We start from the raw sequence: 16,344 nt of genomic DNA, 5'->3' as shown, positions 1-16,344 counted from the left end.
TTAAGCAAATAGCGCGCACAATTTCAAATTGGGAGGAAAGGAGAATCAACCAGGGGACCGCGATGCGCGACCATTCCGAAATGGACCTGATGCTCAAGGGCTACGGCTTGACCACGGCCAAGATCCTTTATCATTTTCCCGATCATCCGCATCTGTTGCAGAGCTTCATCTGGCAGGACTACGACATCGCTCCGAAATTTCCGGTGCTGATCCGGTTCATCGAGTTCTGGCAGACCAAGCTCGATGGTCCGCTGCATTCGGTGAGCTATACGCACCAGAAGCTGATCGCGCCCAATGAGTGGCGGAAGCTCGATGGCGAGTTCGTGCTGCATTAGGGTAACGGCGCAGGATGTTCTGGCGGGCTGCTTGCATGATGGATTCCGCATGCCTTGGTGATTGGCGGAAACATCTCGGAGCTTCGTCATCCTGGGGCGGAGCAAGGAGCGAAGCGACGCGGCGCAGACCCCAGGATCCATGCCGTGACTTCAAAGCGCCCGCTGCGGTGCCGAATTCTGCTCCGCTGCACCCTACGGCCGAGGTTATGGCATGGATCCCAGAGTCTCCGCGACGGAGCTTCGCTCCTGCTTCGCCCAGGGATGACGAAGTTGGGGAGGCTTCGGCTAGTCCCGAATGTTTATGATGGTCACCCGAACGAGCGATCGCGACTCTCAGACCGCAGGCGGGCTCAGCCGGGCAAAACCCTCCTGCCGGCGATACGGAAAATACGGATAGGCTGCGGTCACCGCACTTGCCGCGTCGAGCGTCTTGATCTGGTCGGATGTCAATGACCAACCGACGGCACCAAGATTCTGGCGCAGCTGTTCCTCGTTGCGCGCGCCGATAATGACAGAGGCGACGGTCGGCCGCTGCAGCAACCAGTTGATGGCGATCTGCGGCACGGTCTTGCCGGTTTCCCTGGCCACGGCTTCGAGCGCATCGACAACCCTGTAGAGCAGCTCGTCTTCGACCGGCGGCCCGAAGCTTGCGGTGTCGTGCAGCCGGCTTTTTTCCGGCAGTGGCTCGCCGCGGCGGATCTTGCCGGTCAGGCGGCCCCAGCCGAGCGGGCTCCACACCAGCGCGCCAACGCCCTGGTCGAGGCCGAGCGGCATCAACTCCCATTCATAGTCGCGCCCGACCAGCGAATAGTAGACCTGATGGGCGACGTAGCGTGGGTAGCCGTGCTTGTCCGCCAGGCCGAGCGATTTCATCACTTGCCAGCCGGAAAAGTTGGAGACGCCGACATAGCGCAGCTTGCCGGCGCGCACGAGACTGTCCAGCGTCGACAGCACCTCCTCGATCGGCGTTGCGGCGTCGAAAGCGTGCATCTGCAGCAGGTCGATGTAATCGGTGCCGAGACGCTTGAGCGCGTCCTCGACCGCATTGATGAGGCGCGAACGGGAGGAGCCGGCATCATTGGGTCCGTCGCCCATCGGCAGCGAGGTCTTGGTCGAAATCAGCACGGCATCGCGGCGGCCCTTGACGGCCGCGCCGAGCACTTCCTCCGAGGCGCCGTTCGAATAGACGTCGGCGGTGTCGAACAGGTTGACGCCGGCCTCCAGGCAGATGTCGACCAGCCGCCGCGCTTCCGTCGCATCGCTGTTGCCCCAGGCGCCGAACAGCGGCCCCGAACCGCCGAAGGTTCCAGCGCCGAACGAGAGCGCCGGAACCCTCAGGCCCGAGGCGCCAAGACGTCGATAATCCATCTTTTTCTCCTGTAATGTCTAAAGGGGGTTCGTCGGGTTGCTACGAGCGGGCAGATGCCGGTTCTCCAAGCGTCGGGCGATCGAGGCGCAGCGCCAGCCACGCCACGGCGAGCGCCGAGAGCGGCAGCAGGGCGGCGACCCAGGTGACGGTGCCAAGGCCGGGGCCATGGGCGATGACCATGCCGCCGAGCCAGGCGCCGGCGGCGTTGCCGAGGTTGAAGGCGGCGATGTTGAAAGATGAGGCGAGGCTCTGGCCGGCGCCTTCAGCCTTTTCCAGCACCCACATCTGCAGCGGCGCTACGGTGGCGAAGGCGGCGGCGCCGAGCAGGCCGACATGGATGACAGCCATCGCCCGGCTGTGCAGGGCGAAGGTCATCGTGCCGAGCACCAGCGCCAGCACAACGAGACTGCCGAGGACGGAAGGCGCCAGCCAGCGGTCGGCGAACTTGCCGCCGGCGAGATTGCCGGCGATGAGGCCGCCGCCGAAGACAAGCAGGATCGGCGACACCGCCGCTTCCGCAAAACCGGTGATCTCGGTCAGCAGGGGGGCGATATAGGTGAAGACGGCGAAGACGCCGGCATAGCCCAGCACGGTGACGGCGAAGCCAAGCAGAACCGGGGCGCGGCCGAGCAGGGCGAGATCGCCGCGCAGGTCGCTCTTTTCCAGCGCTGCCGGGCTGCGCGGCACCAGCAGGAGAATGATGGCGAAGGCGACGATGCCGACCAGGGTTACAGCCCAGAAGGTCGCACGCCAGCCGAAGGCCTGGCCGAGCCAGGTGCCGAAGGGCACGCCGAGGATGTTGGCGATGGTCAGGCCGGTGAACATCAGGGCGATCGCCGAGGCCTTCCTGTTGGGCGCCACCAGCCCGGTCGCAACCACCGAACCAACGCCGAAGAAGGTGCCGTGGGCGAAGGCGGTGAGCACGCGGGCAGCCATCAGCGTCCAGTAGTCGGGGGCCAGCGCGCAGGCGAGGTTGCCCAGCGTGAAGACCGCCATCAGCGCCAGAAGCACGGTCTTGCGGGGCCAGCGGCCGGTGGCGATCGTCAGCAGCGGCGCGCCGATGACGACGCCCAGCGCATAGCCGGAGATCAGCTGGCCGGCTGCCGAGATCGAGACGCCGAGATCGGTGCTGACGTCGAGCAGCAGGCCCATGATGACGAATTCGGTGACACCGATGCCGAACGCACCGGCGGCGAGAGCATAAAGAGCAAGAGGCATCGCGGTTCCCACTTCGATGACAGCAGTTTTGACGACAGGACGCCGTGTCCTCCTGCGCCCCGACCCGGAAGATCGTGTTGCCATGTGCTGTGAACCAGCCTTGCGTCGGGCACATTGTCTGTGAAATAGATTCACGAATGGCGAGGCCCGAAATCAACCGCTCCGGCGAGATCGAAGTGTTTGTCCGTGTCGTCGAAGCGGGCAGTTTTTCGGCTGCGGCGCGGATGCTGCGGATGACGCCGTCGGCGGTGAGCAAGCTGATTGCGCGGCTTGAGGCCCGGCTTGGCGCGCGGCTGATCAGCCGTTCGACGCGCAAGCTGCAACTGACACCGGAAGGCGCGGCCTTCTTCGACAGCGGCGTGCGCATCCTGGCCGACATGGCGGCAGCTGAGCGCGAGGCGGCGGCTGGTGCTGCGCCGCGCGGCCGGCTAAGGGTCAACAGCTACGTGCCGTTCGGGCAGCACCGGCTGATCCCGCTGTTGCCGCGCTTTCTCGAACGCTATCCGGAAATCGCCATCGATCTGGTTTTGACCGACAACGTCATCGACCTGATGGAGGAGCGCGCCGATGTCGCCATCCGCGCCGGGCCGCTCGGCGAATCACGTTTGGTGGCGCGCAAGCTCGGGCAGAGCCGGCTGGTCGTCGTCGCCGCGCCATCGTACATCAGGACGCATGGCGCGCTCCAAACGCCGGCCGATCTCGATCATCACAACCGGATGGGTTTCTGCTTCGTGCGCCATGTCGACGGCTGGCCCTTCGTCGCTGCGGCCGGCGACGCCCTCATCGTCCCGATCACCGGAAAGGCGCTGGTCAGCGACGGCGAGGCGATGCGGCTGATGGCGCTTTCGGGCACTGGCATCGCCCGGCTGGCGCGCTGGCATGTCGAGCCCGACATCGCCGCCGGCCGGCTGGTCCCGCTTCTGGAGGACTTCAACCCCGGCGACCAAGAGCTTACCCACGCTGTTTACGTCGGCCAGGGCAAACATTTGCCGGCCCGAGTGCGGGCCTTTCTCGACTTTCTGGTCGAGACGGTCCGGCTGAGCTGAGCCCAAGAAAGATCGGGAGCCCGCCGGCTCCCGAAATCGAAGATGAGATTGAATTACTTTTTCGCCGCAAAGGGTGCCGGACGCCGGCCAGCCGCCTGGCGCTCGAGCATCCAGCCCGGATATTCGGATGGCAGCGCGCTGACTTCGTCGAGACGAGCAAGATCGTCGCTGTCGAGCTTCAACGCGGTGGCGGCAAGGTTCTGTTCGAGTTGCTCCATGCGGCTGGCGCCGATGATCACGCTCATCACGAACGGCTTGGCCAAGACATAGCCAAGTGCCACCGTGGCGACGCTGACGCCGTGCTTGCCGGCGATCTCGCGCATGACGGCGACCGCCGCCCAGGCGCGGTCTTCATTGACCGGCGGGAAATTGAAGCTGGCGCGGCGGCCCTCGCCATTGCCAGGCGCGCCGGGCCCGTATTTGCCGGAAAGCAGCCCGCCCGCCATCGGCGACCAGACCATCAGTCCAAGCTTCTCCTCGTTGAGCAGCGGCACGATCTCGCGCTCCAGATCGCGGCCGGCGATCGAATAGTAGGACTGGACCGTCTCAAAACGGGCAAAGCCCTTGCGTTCGGCGATGCCCAATGCCTTGGCGATGCGCCAGGCCGCCCAGTTCGAGACGCCGACATAGCGGACCTTGCCGCTGGTAACCAGATCGTCGAGCGCCCGCAGCGTCTCGTCGATCGGTGTCACCGCGTCGGTGCCGTGAAGCTGATAGAGATCGATATGGTCCAGTTGCAGCCGTTCGAGACTGCCGTCGACCGAACCCATGATGTGGCCGCGCGAGGAGCCGCGCTGGTTGGGGCCGTCGCCCATGGCGCCATGGACTTTGGTGGCGATGATCACGTCCTGCCGCTCGATGCCGAGATTGCGCAGCGACTGGCCGAGAAACCGTTCCGATGCGCCGAAGGAATAGACATCGGCCGTGTCGAAGAAATTGATGCCGGCGGCGAGCGAGCGCTGGACGATCCTGTCGACGCCATCCTGGTCGAGGCTGGCGATCAGGCCCCATTGGTTGTTTTGGTCGGCGGCGCCGAAGGTCATGGTGCCGAGACACAGTTCGGAGACAAACATCCCCGTGTTTCCAAGTTGACTGTAGCGCATTGTGCGGCTCCGGAAAGTTTTGGAATGACCCGGTCGATATAGGAACGATACGTTTCGTTTCTACTTGTTGGCGTAACGGCCTAGTGGTTCTGGACCAAGCTCCGCGACCGACGATCCGGTGCAACGGGGAACAGGTCAGATTGTCCAAGGATCGAGGACCGTCACCCCGGTATCGTCGAAATCGGCGACGTTGCGCGTAACCAGGATGAGGTCGTGGACAAAAGCTGTGGCGGCGATGAGCGTGTCGGCGCTACCCCGTGTGCGGCCAGCCGAGATGCGACCCCACGACAAGGCGACATCTTCAGTAACCGCAAGGATGCGGTCGGCATTGTCCCGCCGAAGCTCTCGCAGCCACAGATCGAGGCGCGTTGCCCGTTCGGGATCGACCTTGCGCAGCTTGACGATCCCGCGTTCGATCTTGCCGAGCGTGATGACGCTGAGATTGACCGAAGCCGGATCCACTGAAGCCAGCCAGGCGGTCGGCTTGGGCAAGCGTCGTTCCACATCCGAAACGATGGTGGTATCGAGCAGGTACATCAGAGGTCGATGTCGCGGATCATCGTATCCGAGCGACGGTTGACCTCCTCGGCGAAATCATCATCCCAGACCGGGCCGGTCAGAAGATATTCTGCCAGTGACTTCTTTTTTCCCGACAAGCAGTCATAGTCTTCGGCAGAAAGCACCACGGCCGCGCGCTCGCCACGCAGGGTCACCGTCTGTGGTCCCTCGCTGCGCGCGCGCTGAACCACTTTGGAAAAGTTGTTTTTCGCATCCTGAAGGTGCCAGTTCATGGGTTCTCTCCTGGCTAGCTTGGCTAGATATATGCCTGACGCGCCCGACTATCAAGGCTGATCGCTAAACTGCCGCTAAAATGCCCGCTAGCGGCTGCCGAAGATCGCCGAGCCGACCCTGATGCTGGTCGCGCCGAAGGCGATCGCGGTTTCGTAGTCGCCGGACATGCCCATCGAAAGCGCCTCCACCCCTGCCTCCGTGCTGAGCTTTTCCAGCAGCGCGAAATGCGGGCCGGGATTCTCATCGGCCGGCGGAATGCACATCAGGCCTTCGATGGCGAGGCCATGGACCTCGCGGCAGCGCGTAACGAAGGGTACGGCTTCGCGCGGCTCGATCCCTGCCTTTTGCGGTTCCGAGCCGGTGTTGACCTGAACGTAGAGTTTTGGTGACCGGCCTTGCCTGGCGATTTCCTTGGCGAGTTCGGCGGCGATCTTCTCGCGATCGACCGTCTCGATGACGTCGAACAGGGCGACTGCTTCCTTCGCCTTGTTCGATTGCAGCGGACCGATCAGGTGCAGCTCGATGTCGGGGAAGGCTTGCTTCAGCGCTGGCCATTTGGCTTGTGCTTCCTGGACGCGGTTCTCGCCGAAGACGCGCTGGCCGGCGTCGATGACCGGGCGGATATCGTCGGCGCTGAAGGTCTTCGAGACCGCGACCAGCGTCACCGCGCCGGCTTGCCGTCCTGCCTCGCGCTCGGCGGCGGCGATCCTCGCCTTGACCGTGAAAAACTGTTCGACGGCGCTCGCCATGCCTATATCCTGCCTCTGGTTTTTGTCCTGGCCGGGGCGTCGCAGTTGACGGGTCCGGCAATCCATGGTGAACACCGCGACGACATTTCCTGAGCCGCCGGGCATGTCCGGCTGTTCGCGCATGCTTTTTAAGTGAAAAACACCCAATGGCAACCGAACGATACAATCCGCGCGCATCAGAGCCCAAATGGCAGAAGGCCTGGGACGCCAAGAAGCTGTTCGAGGCTGACAACGACGACCCGCGTCCGAAATACTACGTGCTCGAGATGTTTCCGTATCCGTCGGGGCGCATCCATATCGGCCATACCCGCAACTACACGATGGGCGACGTGGTGGCGCGCTACAAGCGGGCCAAGGGTTTCAACGTGCTGCACCCGATGGGCTGGGACGCCTTCGGCATGCCGGCCGAGAACGCGGCCATGCAGAACAAGGTCCATCCCAAGGACTGGACCTATCAGAACATCGCCGCCATGCGCGAGCAGCTCAAGGTCATGGGCCTGTCGCTCGACTGGGCGCGCGAATTCGCCACCTGCGATGTCGACTACTACCACCGCCAGCAGATGCTGTTCCTCGATTTCGTCGAGAAGGGGCTGGTGACGCGCAAATCCTCCAAGGTCAACTGGGATCCGGAGGACATGACGGTGCTTGCCAACGAGCAGGTCATCGACGGACGCGGCTGGCGCTCCGGTGCGCTGGTCGAACAGCGCGAGCTGACGCAGTGGTTCTTCAAGATCACCGACTATGCGCAGGACCTGCTGGACTCGCTGGAAGGCCTCGACGAATGGCCGGAAAAAGTGAAGCTGATGCAGGCGAACTGGATCGGCCGTTCGGAAGGCCTGCTGATCCGCTGGCCGCTGGCCACTCCAGTTGACGGCGAAGATGAGCTGGAGGTCTACACGACGCGGCCCGACACCATCTTCGGCGCCTCCTTCATGGCGGTCGCAGTTGACCATCCGCTGGCCAAGAAGGCGGCCGAAAACAATCCGGCGCTGGCCAAGTTCATCGACGAGGTTCGCCACATGGGCACTTCGGTGGCGGCGCTGGAAACGGCCGAAAAAAAGGGCATGGATACCGGTATACGAGTCGTCCATCCGTTCGACGCGAACTGGACGCTGCCTATCTATGTCGCCAATTTCGTGCTGATGGAGTACGGCACCGGCGCCATATTCGGTTGCCCGTCCGGTGACCAGCGCGACCTCGACTTCGCTAACAGATATGGCCTGCCGGTCATTCCGGTGGTGATGCCGGAAGGCGAGATCCAGGGAAACTTCCAGATCATCGACGAGGCCTATGTCGGCGACGGCGTGATGATCAATTCGCGCTTCCTCGACGGCATGAAGCCTGATCAGGCGTTCGACGAAGTGGCCAAGCTGTTGGAACAAAAGACCATCGGCAACCGGCCGATGGCCGAGCGCAAGGTCAACTTCCGCCTGCGCGACTGGGGCATTTCGCGCCAGCGCTACTGGGGCTGCCCGATCCCGATGATCCATTGCGAGGATTGCGGCGTCGTGCCGGTGCCGAAGGCGGACCTGCCGGTCAAGCTTCCCGACGACATCGAGTTCGACCGGCCGGGCAATCCGCTCGACCGCCATCCGACCTGGCGGCACGTCAAATGCCCGCAATGCGGCAAGGATGCACGCCGCGAAACCGACACGATGGACACGTTCGTCGATTCGTCGTGGTATTTCGCGCGCTTCACCGCGCCCCGGGCGAACGACCCAACCGATCCCAAGGCAGCTACCGAATGGCTGCCGGTCGACCAGTATATTGGCGGCATCGAGCACGCCATTTTACACCTGCTCTATTCGCGCTTCTTCACCCGCGCCATGCGTGAGACCGGCCATGTCGACCTCGCCGAGCCGTTCAGGGGCCTGTTCACGCAAGGCATGGTGGTGCACGAGACCTATCGGGTCGGCAGTGGCGCGAACAGCCGCTGGCTTGCGCCCAGCGAGGTGCGGCTGGAGGACGTCGATGGCAAGCGCCGCGCCATAGAAATCGCGACCGGCGAAGAGGCGGTGATCGGCCCGCTCGAAAAAATGTCGAAGTCGAAGAAGAACACGGTGAGCCCCGAAGAGATCACCGACGGCTACGGCGCCGACACCGCGCGCTGGTTCATGCTGTCGGACTCGCCGCCCGAACGTGACGTCGAATGGACCGACGAGGGCGCCGCCGGCGCGCACCGCTTCATCCAGCGTATCTGGCGCCTGGTGTCGACAGCCGCCGAATCGCTCGCCGGAATCCAGCCGGCAGCGGCGAAGCAGGGCGAGGCAGGGACTGTTTCCAAGGCCGCGCACAAGATCCTGAAATCGGTGGGCGAGGACATTGAAAAGCTCGCCTTCAACCGCGCCATCGCCCGCATCTACGAACTCGCCAATGCGCTCAACACGCCGCTCAACGAGGCGGCCGAAGGCAAGGCCGATCCGGCGCTCAAGGCGTCTTGCCGGCAAGCCGTCGACATCCTCGTGCATTTGATTGCGCCGGTCATGCCGCATCTGGCCGAGGAATGCTGGCAGGCGCTCGGCGGCACCGATCTGGTCGCCGAACGGCCCTGGCCTGTCTATGATCCGTCGCTTGTCGTCGACAGCGAGATCGTGCTGCCGGTCCAGGTCAACGGCAAGAAGCGCGGCGATTTGACAATTGCCCGCGACGCGGACCAAGGTGCCGTCGAAAAAGCGGTTCTGGCTCTCGACTTCGTGCAGAAAGCGCTCGAAGGTAAGGCACCGCGCAAGGTGATCATCGTCCCGCAGAGGATCGTCAATGTCGTTGCCTGATCCGAGGATGACAGAAGTGACGCATTTGCTGCGCCGTGCCGCGCTGTATGGGCTGGTCGCTTCGGTTGCGCTGGTTTCGGCCTGCACGGTGCGCCCGCTCTATTCGAGCGCGCCGCTGTCGGCCGGTTCGCAAGTTGGCGCTGCCGCCGAACTCGGGTCCATCTCGGTCAAGCCGGTCAACACGCGCTACGCCCAGCAGGTCCGCAACAATCTGATTTTCGCGCTCGGCCAGGGTGCGGGCGAGCCGGCGTCGCCCGCCTATTCGCTCGATCTCGGCGTTACCGAACTTGTTGAATCCGCTGCAAAGGTGCAGGTCACGACCGATGACGACGAACCAACCGCGGGCACGGTGACACTGACCGCGAATTATGTGCTGACCGACGCCAGGACCGGCACGACGATCGCGACCGGCAAGCGCTCGATAGCGTCGTCCTTCGACCGGCCCCGTCAGGAGTTCGCCTCCTACCGGGCGCAAATCGACGCCGAGAACCGCGCGGCGCGCGAACTGGCGGACCTGCTGCGCCTGTCGATCGCCCAGGCTCTGGTCAAGCACGGCAAGACGGTGGCGGGTTAGCGCCGTTCGGCCTGGATCAAGACGTTCCGGCTACCGCCGAGGCCTGATTGCTGGCGCAAAAAAGGCCGATTGCTCGGCCTTTTTTACGCGTCTTGATTTCAGCCGATCTTCTTGATTTCAGCCGATTTTCTGGCCGGTCTTGGCCCAGTCGGCGAGGAACTGCTCCAGGCCCTTGTCGGTCAGCGGGTGCTTGACCAGCGCCTTCAGCGTCGCCGGCGGCGCGGTGATGACGTCGGCGCCGATCAGTGCGGCCTGCTTGACGTGGTTCACCGTGCGCACCGAGGCGGTCAGGATCTCGGTCTGGAAATCATAATTGTCGTAGATGGTGCGGATATCGGCGATCAGCTCCATGCCGTCCCAGCCGCTGTCGTCGATGCGGCCGACGAAGGGCGAGATGAAGGAGGCGCCGGCCTTGGCGGCGAGCAGCGCCTGGGTAGCCGAGAAGCACAGCGTGACATTGACCATGCGGCCGTCCGAGCGGATGTCCTTGCAGGCCCTCAGGCCGTCGAGCGTCAGCGGCACCTTGATGCAGACGTTGTCGGCGATCCTGGCCAGGATCTTGGCCTCCGCCATCATGTCCTTGTATTCGGTGGCGACGACTTCGGCCGAGACCGGGCCCTTGACGATCTCGCAGATCTCTCTGGTGACTTCGGCGATCTTGCCGCCGGATTTGAGGATCAGCGAAGGATTGGTGGTGACGCCGTCGAGCAGCCCCAAATCGTTCAGTTCACGGATTTCCTTGACATCGGCGGTGTCGACAAAAAATTTCATGACGGTCTCCTGAAGATTTTTTCATGTGCATGTCATGCACCTCTGGGGGTCGGACTTTGATCTAGACGAAAGTCGGGGCAAGGTCACGCCTCATGATCGAAGATTCGCCCTTTGTCGCGGCCGCACCGGTGCTGGTGCCGATGCCCGCCGAGCGGCCCTACACCTATGCCGTGCCCGCCGGCATGCGCGTGGTGCCGGGCTCGATCGTGCGCGTGCCGCTCGGACCGCGCCAGGTTGCCGGCATCGTCTGGGACGGCGCCTTCGAAAAGGTCGATGCCAAAAAACTGCGCCCGATCGAGCAGGTCTTCGACTGCCCGCCGATCGACCGCGCCATGCGCCGCTTCGTCGACTGGATCGCGCAATACACGCTGTCGCCGCCCGGCATGGTGGCGCGCATGCTGCTGCGGGCGCCGGAGGCCTTCGACCCGGAACCGTGGATCGAAGGCCTGCAACGCACCTTGGCCAAACCCGACCGTGTGACGGGTGCGAGGATGCGCGTGCTGGAGACAGCCGAAGGCGGGCTCGCCTGGACGCGGTCCGGGCTGGCGCATGCGGCCGGCGTGTCGTCGACGGTCATCGACGGGCTGAAGGCGCAAGGCGTGTTCGAGACGGTCATGATCCCGCCGCGACCGGTGGTCGCAGCTCCCGATCCGAATTACGCCCAGCCATCGCTGATGCCGGACCAGCGCGATGCAGCCGAGATGCTGCGCAGCAATGTCGCGGCCGGTGCATTCGGCGTAACACTGCTCGACGGGGTGACCGGATCGGGCAAGACCGAGGTCTATTTCGAGGCGGTGTCGGCGGCGCTCGACCGCGGCAAGCAGGTGCTGATCCTGCTGCCGGAGATTGCGCTGACCCACGCCTTTCTGGAGCGCTTCCAGGAACGGTTCGGCGCCAAGCCGGCCGAATGGCATTCGGACCTGCCGCCAAGGATGCGCGAGCGTGTCTGGCGGCAGGTGGCGGAAGGTGGCGTGCGCGTCGTTGCCGGCGCGCGTTCGGCGCTGTTTTTGCCATTCAGGGAGCTTGGGCTGATCGTCGTCGACGAGGAGCACGACCCCGCCTACAAGCAGGAAGACCGCGTCTTCTACAATGCCCGCGACATGGCGGTGGTGCGCGGCCACATCGGCGGCTTTCCGGTCGTGCTCGCCTCGGCGACACCGTCGGTTGAAAGCCGGGTCAATGCGAGCCGAGGCCGCTATAGCAGGGCGGTGCTTTCGGCGCGCTTTGCCGAGGCGGCCCTTCCCGACCTGAAGACGATCGACATGCGCCGCGCCCCGCCGGCACGCGGCGGCTTCCTGTCGCCGGTGCTGCTTGGCCATATGCGCCAGACACTGGAGAAGAAGGAACAGTCACTGCTGTTCCTCAACCGGCGCGGCTATGCGCCGCTGACGCTGTGCCGGGTCTGCGGCCATCGCTTCGGTTGCCCGGTCTGCTCGGCCTGGCTGGTCGAGCACCGCTTTCGCGGCCAGCTCGTCTGCCACCATTGCGGGCACAATGAGCGGCGGCCCGAGGCCTGCCCGGAATGCGGCACGCTCGACCATCTGGTCGCCTGCGGGCCGGGCGTCGAGCGCATCGCCGAAGAGGTCGTCGCGCATTTCCCCGACGCCCGCACCATCGTCCTGTCGTCCGACCTGATGGGCGGCGTGCGGCGGCTGAGGCTGGAGCTTGAAGCCATCGCAAATGGCGAGGCCGACATCGTCATCGGCACGCAGCTCGTCGCCAAGGGCCACAATTTCCCCAACATGACGCTGGTTGGCGTGGTCGACGCCGACCTCGGCCTGGCCAATGGCGATCCGCGCGCCGCCGAGCGCACCTTCCAGCTGCTCAGCCAGGTGACCGGCCGCGCCGGCCGCACCGGGAAGAAGAGTCTTGGCCTGCTGCAGACCTTCCAGCCCGACCACCCGGTCATGCGGGCGATCGTCTCCGGCGACGCCGAGGCTTTTTACGAGCGCGAGATCGCCGAGCGCGAGCGGGCGGTGCTGCCGCCTTTCGGCCGGCTCGCCGGCGTCATCGTCAGCGCGGCGACGCGGGCGGAAGCGGAGGGCCATGCGCGGGGTTTGCGGCGCGCCGCACCTCAGGCCGCTGACCTGTTCGTGCTCGGCCCGGCCGAGGCGCCGCTGTCGCTGATCGGCGGCCGCCATCGCTTTCGCCTGCTGATCCAGGGCGAACGGCGCGCCGACATGCAGGGGTTCATTCGCGCCATGCTGGCCGAGGGACCGAAGCTGCGGGGCTCGGTGCGCGTGCAGATCGACATCGACCCGCAGAGCTTTTTGTGAGGCGTTTGGAGTTAGCCTAGTCAGCCGCAGGCGGGTCTTGGCAATCCATGCGGAGATGTTTTTTGCAAGGGCTGGCTTTCCGGGCGCGAAAGCGGACAGAATAGACGTATCGATGAGATAGCGGCTCAAAGATCGATTTCCCGCGACGGCGACTCGTTCCTCTCGAGCTCAATTCCACCGGGATAGGTCAAAAGAAATTCTCCGAAGTTCCGGCGTTTGACCGGGTACAGCTTTTGCAAGTCCTCGACCGAAACAATCGCCGCCGCCGGCTTACCGTGCTTCGTGATAATTGTAGGCTCGCCGCTCTCCGCAGCTTCGATGAGCGCCGAAAAGCCTGCCTTAGCCTCTCTAACCTGCATGGTTCTCACATTGGATCTCCTTGTGTGGTCTCAATGCATAGCGTTCCATAGCGGAGGAACAGCCCGTCATGAAGCTCTTGGTACAACGCGCATCCATACCGGGGCGGCGGTCGAATTCGCGCTGGGCTGATGCGCTTTGCGCAAATCGCCGACGCGCATCTGGCGCAGGTCTCTTGCTTCGCTAGAATGCCCGAAATTTCGAAACAGCCATTTGCGAGGGGACAGTATGGAATTTGCGTTTCCGTGGCCGATGAGCCAGGGCGAGTGGCTGGCGTGGTCGAGCGCCGTCGTGACCTTGCTGCTGGGCCTGCTGCTGTTCCTGGCGCCGGGGCTTTGCTTCCGGATTCTCAGACTGCAGGTCAAACCCGAAAAGGCGGCGGCGATCGCCGAAGGGCGCGGCAGGATGTCGGGCTTCTATCTCGGCGTCGGCCTGTGCTGCATTCTGCTTGCGCAACCGCTGCTCTACATGGCGCTTGGCTTTTCCTGGCTGTTCACCGCCTTCGGCCGCCTGCTGTCGATGATGTCGGATGGCGCCAACACGCCCTTCAATTGGGTTTCCATCGTGGTGGAACTGGTGCTGGCGGCGCTGCCGCTTGCCTTCGCCTTCGGCTTTGTGCCTTGAATCAAAGGCTAATTCAGGACCGGCGGTCGAACTGCGCCGCCGGATGCGACAATAGTGCCTGAAAACCATGCCGGGCGACGCATTGCGGTCTTAAAATGCCTGTGCTAGACGGCAATCGACTTTCGGCCGGGGATAGCGGAAGCCGCGTCTTCGTGCTTGGAAAAATGCAGTAAGGTCAAAGATTTAGCCAGAGTTTTCACTCGCGCCAATAATCTGCGGCCTGTCAGACAAGAGAAAAGACGGTCCGTGGCCCAATCGTCATCGCCAATCTCAGGTGTCGCAGAGCGCTATGCGGGTTCGCTGTTCGAGCTCGCGCTCCAGGCGAATTCGGTCGGCCAGGTCGAGGCCGACCTCAACAGTTTCGCGGCGATGCTCGAAGGCAGTTCTGATCTGACCCGTCTGATCAATAGCCCGGTGTTCTCCAGCGAGGACCAGGCCAAGGCCATTGCCTCGATCGCCGACAAGGCAGGGATCACCGGCCTCACCGGCAATTTCCTGCGCGTCGTCGCCCAGAACCGTCGGCTGTTCGCCATCCCCGGCATGATCAAGGCATTCCGCCAGATCGCCGCCGAGCATCGTGGCGAGACCGCCGCTGAAGTGACCTCGGCGCATGCGCTGACCGACGCCCAGCAAACCGAGCTGAAGGCGGCGCTGAAAAGCGTTGCCGGCAAGGATGTCGCGATCACCGTGATCGTCGATCCGTCGCTGCTCGGCGGGCTGGTGGTCAAGATAGGCTCGCGCCAGATCGATACGTCGCTCAAAACCAAACTCAATTCGCTCAAGCTTGCACTGAAAGAGGTCGGCTGATGGACATCCGCGCCGCGGAAATTTCCGCAATTCTGAAAGACCAGATCAAGAATTTCGGCAAGGAGGCCGAGGTCTCCGAAGTCGGCCAGGTTCTGTCCGTCGGTGACGGCATCGCCCGCGTCTACGGCCTCGACAATGTCCAGGCCGGCGAGATGGTCGAGTTCCCCGGCGGCATCCGCGGCATGGCGCTCAATCTCGAAGCCGACAATGTCGGCGTCGTCATCTTCGGCGCCGACCGAGACATCAAGGAAGGCGACATCGTCAAGCGCACCGGCGCCATCGTCGACACGCCGGTCGGCATGGGCCTGCTCGGCCGCGTCGTCGATGCGCTCGGCAACCCGATCGACGGCAAGGGCCCGATCCAGGCGACCGAGCGCAAGCGCGTCGACGTCAAGGCGCCCGGCATCATTCCGCGCAAATCGGTGAACGAGCCGATGTCGACCGGCCTCAAGGCCATCGACGCGCTGATCCCGGTCGGCCGCGGCCAGCGCGAGCTGGTCATCGGCGATCGCCAGACCGGCAAGACCGCGATCATCCTCGACACGATGCTCAACCAGAAATCGGTGCACGAGCACGGCCCGGAGAAGGAAAAGCTCTACTGCGTCTACGTCGCCGTCGGCCAGAAGCGCTCGACCGTTGCGCAGTTCGTGAAAGTCCTCGAAGAGCGCGGCGCGCTCGATTATTCGATCATCATCGCCGCCACCGCTTCCGATCCGGCGCCGATGCAGTTCCTGGCGCCGTTCACCGCCTGCACGATGGGCGAATATTTCCGCGACAACGGCATGCACGCGCTGATCAGCTACGACGATCTGTCGAAGCAGGCCGTCGCCTATCGCCAGATGTCGCTGCTGCTGCGCCGCCCGCCTGGCCGCGAAGCCTATCCGGGCGACGTCTTCTACCTTCATTCGCGCCTGCTGGAGCGGGCCGCCAAGCTCAATGACGATAATGGCGGCGGCTCGTTGACGGCTCTGCCGATCATCGAGACCCAGGCCAACGACGTGTCGGCCTATATCCCGACCAACGTCATCTCGATCACCGACGGCCAGATCTTCCTGGAAACCAATCTGTTCTTCCAGGGCGTCCGCCCGGCGGTCAATGTCGGCCTGTCGGTGTCGCGCGTCGGCTCCTCGGCGCAGATCAAGGCGATGAAGCAGGTCGCCGGCTCGATCAAGGGCGAGCTCGCGCAGTACCGCGAAATGGCGGCCTTCGCCCAGTTCGGCTCCGACCTCGACGCCGCGACGCAGCGCCTGCTCAACCGCGGTGCGCGCCTGACCGAACTCCTGAAGCAGCCGCAGTTCTCGCCGCTCAGGGTCGAAGAACAGGTCGCGGTGATCTTCGCCGGCGTCAACGGCTATCTCGACAAGTTGGCGATCGACCAGGTCAGCAAATTCGAGCATGGCTTGCTCAGCCACATGCGCTCGGCCGGCAAGGAGGTGCTCGACGGCATCCGCAAGGAGAAGGCGCTGTCGGACGATCTGCGCGCCAAGCTGAAGGCGGAGATCGACACCTTCGCCAAGACCTTTGCTTGAACGACGGCCGGACGGACGGGATC

General features: G+C 64.0%; 16 protein-coding genes. 8 read left to right on the top strand and 8 right to left on the bottom strand.

From position 1 onward, the window contains the following. The first annotated feature begins 62 nt into the window (after positions 1-62). Positions 63-335: an usg protein gene (locus tag M727_RS0122700; RefSeq protein ID WP_027154578.1), complete on the top strand. Its 273-nt coding sequence runs from the start codon at positions 63-65 to the stop codon at positions 333-335. Between the two features lie 333 nt (positions 336-668). Here M727_RS0122700 and M727_RS0122695 read toward each other — a convergent pair whose 3' ends face one another. Together M727_RS0122695 and M727_RS0122690 are read right to left on the bottom strand one after the other, a co-directional pair. Beyond that, a complete protein-coding gene (locus M727_RS0122695; RefSeq protein WP_027154577.1) occupies positions 669-1,703 on the bottom strand; it encodes an aldo/keto reductase in 1,035 nt (344 codons plus the stop codon). Between the two features lie 40 nt (positions 1,704-1,743). Then, complete coding sequence (locus M727_RS0122690; protein ID WP_027154576.1) at positions 1,744-2,922, bottom strand: MFS transporter; 1,179 nt, start codon at positions 2,920-2,922, stop codon at positions 1,744-1,746. A 137-nt stretch (positions 2,923-3,059) separates the two neighbouring features. Here M727_RS0122690 and M727_RS0122685 point away from each other — a divergent pair, with 137 nt between their 5' ends. Further along, the gene (locus M727_RS0122685) at positions 3,060-3,968 is read left to right on the top strand and encodes a LysR family transcriptional regulator (RefSeq protein WP_027154575.1); all 909 of its coding nucleotides are present in this window, start codon (positions 3,060-3,062) and stop codon (positions 3,966-3,968) included. A 53-nt stretch (positions 3,969-4,021) separates the two neighbouring features. On the opposite strand, the gene M727_RS0122680 is transcribed toward M727_RS0122685, so the two are convergent. The 4 genes from M727_RS0122680 to M727_RS0122665 all read right to left on the bottom strand — a co-directional run bounded on the left by M727_RS0122680 (position 4,022) and on the right by M727_RS0122665 (position 6,612). Further along, the gene (locus tag M727_RS0122680) at positions 4,022-5,071 is read right to left on the bottom strand and encodes an aldo/keto reductase (protein ID WP_027154574.1); all 1,050 of its coding nucleotides are present in this window, start codon (positions 5,069-5,071) and stop codon (positions 4,022-4,024) included. Positions 5,072-5,206: 135 nt separating this feature from the next. Continuing rightward, a complete protein-coding gene (locus M727_RS0122675) occupies positions 5,207-5,608 on the bottom strand; it encodes a type II toxin-antitoxin system VapC family toxin (protein ID WP_027154573.1) in 402 nt (133 codons plus the stop codon). Continuing rightward, on the bottom strand, positions 5,608-5,862 hold the full coding sequence (locus M727_RS0122670; RefSeq protein WP_027154572.1) for a type II toxin-antitoxin system Phd/YefM family antitoxin: 255 nt from the start codon (positions 5,860-5,862) through the stop codon (positions 5,608-5,610). The genes M727_RS0122675 and M727_RS0122670 overlap by 1 nt, the downstream gene beginning before the upstream one ends. An 87-nt stretch (positions 5,863-5,949) precedes the next feature. Then, positions 5,950-6,612: a YggS family pyridoxal phosphate-dependent enzyme gene (locus tag M727_RS0122665; RefSeq protein ID WP_023800093.1), complete on the bottom strand. Its 663-nt coding sequence runs from the start codon at positions 6,610-6,612 to the stop codon at positions 5,950-5,952. Positions 6,613-6,758: 146 nt separating this feature from the next. Here M727_RS0122665 and leuS point away from each other — a divergent pair, with 146 nt between their 5' ends. Together leuS and lptE are read left to right on the top strand one after the other, a co-directional pair. Further along, on the top strand, positions 6,759-9,383 hold the full coding sequence (gene leuS, locus M727_RS0122660) for a leucine--tRNA ligase (RefSeq protein WP_027154571.1): 2,625 nt from the start codon (positions 6,759-6,761) through the stop codon (positions 9,381-9,383). Then, positions 9,370-9,957: an LPS assembly lipoprotein LptE gene (gene lptE / locus M727_RS0122655; RefSeq protein ID WP_027154570.1), complete on the top strand. Its 588-nt coding sequence runs from the start codon at positions 9,370-9,372 to the stop codon at positions 9,955-9,957. The genes leuS and lptE overlap by 14 nt, the downstream gene beginning before the upstream one ends. 117 nt (positions 9,958-10,074) lie before the next feature. Here lptE and fsa read toward each other — a convergent pair whose 3' ends face one another. Next, the gene (fsa, locus tag M727_RS0122650) at positions 10,075-10,728 is read right to left on the bottom strand and encodes a fructose-6-phosphate aldolase (protein ID WP_027154569.1); all 654 of its coding nucleotides are present in this window, start codon (positions 10,726-10,728) and stop codon (positions 10,075-10,077) included. A gap of 92 nt (positions 10,729-10,820) precedes the next feature. Between fsa and M727_RS0122645 the strand changes: the two genes are divergently transcribed. After that, the gene (locus tag M727_RS0122645) at positions 10,821-13,004 is read left to right on the top strand and encodes a primosomal protein N' (RefSeq protein ID WP_027154568.1); all 2,184 of its coding nucleotides are present in this window, start codon (positions 10,821-10,823) and stop codon (positions 13,002-13,004) included. Between the two features lie 125 nt (positions 13,005-13,129). On the opposite strand, the gene M727_RS0122640 is transcribed toward M727_RS0122645, so the two are convergent. Then, positions 13,130-13,372, bottom strand: coding sequence for a type II toxin-antitoxin system Phd/YefM family antitoxin (locus M727_RS0122640; RefSeq protein WP_027154567.1), 243 nt, complete (start codon positions 13,370-13,372; stop codon positions 13,130-13,132). Between the two features lie 217 nt (positions 13,373-13,589). Between M727_RS0122640 and M727_RS0122635 the strand changes: the two genes are divergently transcribed. The 3 genes from M727_RS0122635 (at position 13,590) to atpA (ending at position 16,321) form a co-directional block, all read left to right on the top strand. Beyond that, positions 13,590-13,985, top strand: coding sequence for a DUF4345 family protein (locus M727_RS0122635; RefSeq protein WP_027154566.1), 396 nt, complete (start codon positions 13,590-13,592; stop codon positions 13,983-13,985). A 246-nt stretch (positions 13,986-14,231) separates the two neighbouring features. Next, complete coding sequence (locus M727_RS0122630; protein ID WP_027154565.1) at positions 14,232-14,792, top strand: F0F1 ATP synthase subunit delta; 561 nt, start codon at positions 14,232-14,234, stop codon at positions 14,790-14,792. Then, the gene (gene atpA / locus M727_RS0122625) at positions 14,792-16,321 is read left to right on the top strand and encodes a F0F1 ATP synthase subunit alpha (protein WP_023800086.1); all 1,530 of its coding nucleotides are present in this window, start codon (positions 14,792-14,794) and stop codon (positions 16,319-16,321) included. The genes M727_RS0122630 and atpA overlap by 1 nt, the downstream gene beginning before the upstream one ends. Positions 16,322-16,344: the final 23 nt, after the last annotated feature.

The sequence above is a fragment of the Mesorhizobium sp. WSM2561 genome (assembly GCF_000513915.1).
Classification (GTDB): domain Bacteria; phylum Pseudomonadota; class Alphaproteobacteria; order Rhizobiales; family Rhizobiaceae; genus Mesorhizobium; species Mesorhizobium muleiense.
Note: the sequence above shows the minus strand (reverse complement) of the source record. Positions and strands in the feature narration are given on the sequence as shown.

Bases quoted from the DNA above. Each gene is read 5' to 3' on its own strand.
- M727_RS0122695 (WP_027154577.1), bottom strand. From the start codon at position 1,703: ATGGATTATCGACGTCTTGGCGCCTCGGGCCTGAGGGTTCCGGCGCTC.
- leuS (WP_027154571.1), top strand. From the start codon at position 6,759: ATGGCAACCGAACGATACAATCCGCGCGCATCAGAGCCCAAATGGCAG.
- M727_RS0122635 (WP_027154566.1), top strand. From the start codon at position 13,590: ATGGAATTTGCGTTTCCGTGGCCGATGAGCCAGGGCGAGTGGCTGGCG.
- M727_RS0122675 (WP_027154573.1), bottom strand. From the start codon at position 5,608: ATGTACCTGCTCGATACCACCATCGTTTCGGATGTGGAACGACGCTTG.
- M727_RS0122645 (WP_027154568.1), top strand. From the start codon at position 10,821: ATGATCGAAGATTCGCCCTTTGTCGCGGCCGCACCGGTGCTGGTGCCG.
- M727_RS0122665 (WP_023800093.1), bottom strand. From the start codon at position 6,612: ATGGCGAGCGCCGTCGAACAGTTTTTCACGGTCAAGGCGAGGATCGCC.
- lptE (WP_027154570.1), top strand. From the start codon at position 9,370: ATGTCGTTGCCTGATCCGAGGATGACAGAAGTGACGCATTTGCTGCGC.
- M727_RS0122690 (WP_027154576.1), bottom strand. From the start codon at position 2,922: ATGCCTCTTGCTCTTTATGCTCTCGCCGCCGGTGCGTTCGGCATCGGT.
- M727_RS0122700 (WP_027154578.1), top strand. From the start codon at position 63: ATGCGCGACCATTCCGAAATGGACCTGATGCTCAAGGGCTACGGCTTG.
- M727_RS0122680 (WP_027154574.1), bottom strand. From the start codon at position 5,071: ATGCGCTACAGTCAACTTGGAAACACGGGGATGTTTGTCTCCGAACTG.
- M727_RS0122670 (WP_027154572.1), bottom strand. From the start codon at position 5,862: ATGAACTGGCACCTTCAGGATGCGAAAAACAACTTTTCCAAAGTGGTT.
- atpA (WP_023800086.1), top strand. From the start codon at position 14,792: ATGGACATCCGCGCCGCGGAAATTTCCGCAATTCTGAAAGACCAGATC.
- M727_RS0122685 (WP_027154575.1), top strand. From the start codon at position 3,060: ATGGCGAGGCCCGAAATCAACCGCTCCGGCGAGATCGAAGTGTTTGTC.
- fsa (WP_027154569.1), bottom strand. From the start codon at position 10,728: ATGAAATTTTTTGTCGACACCGCCGATGTCAAGGAAATCCGTGAACTG.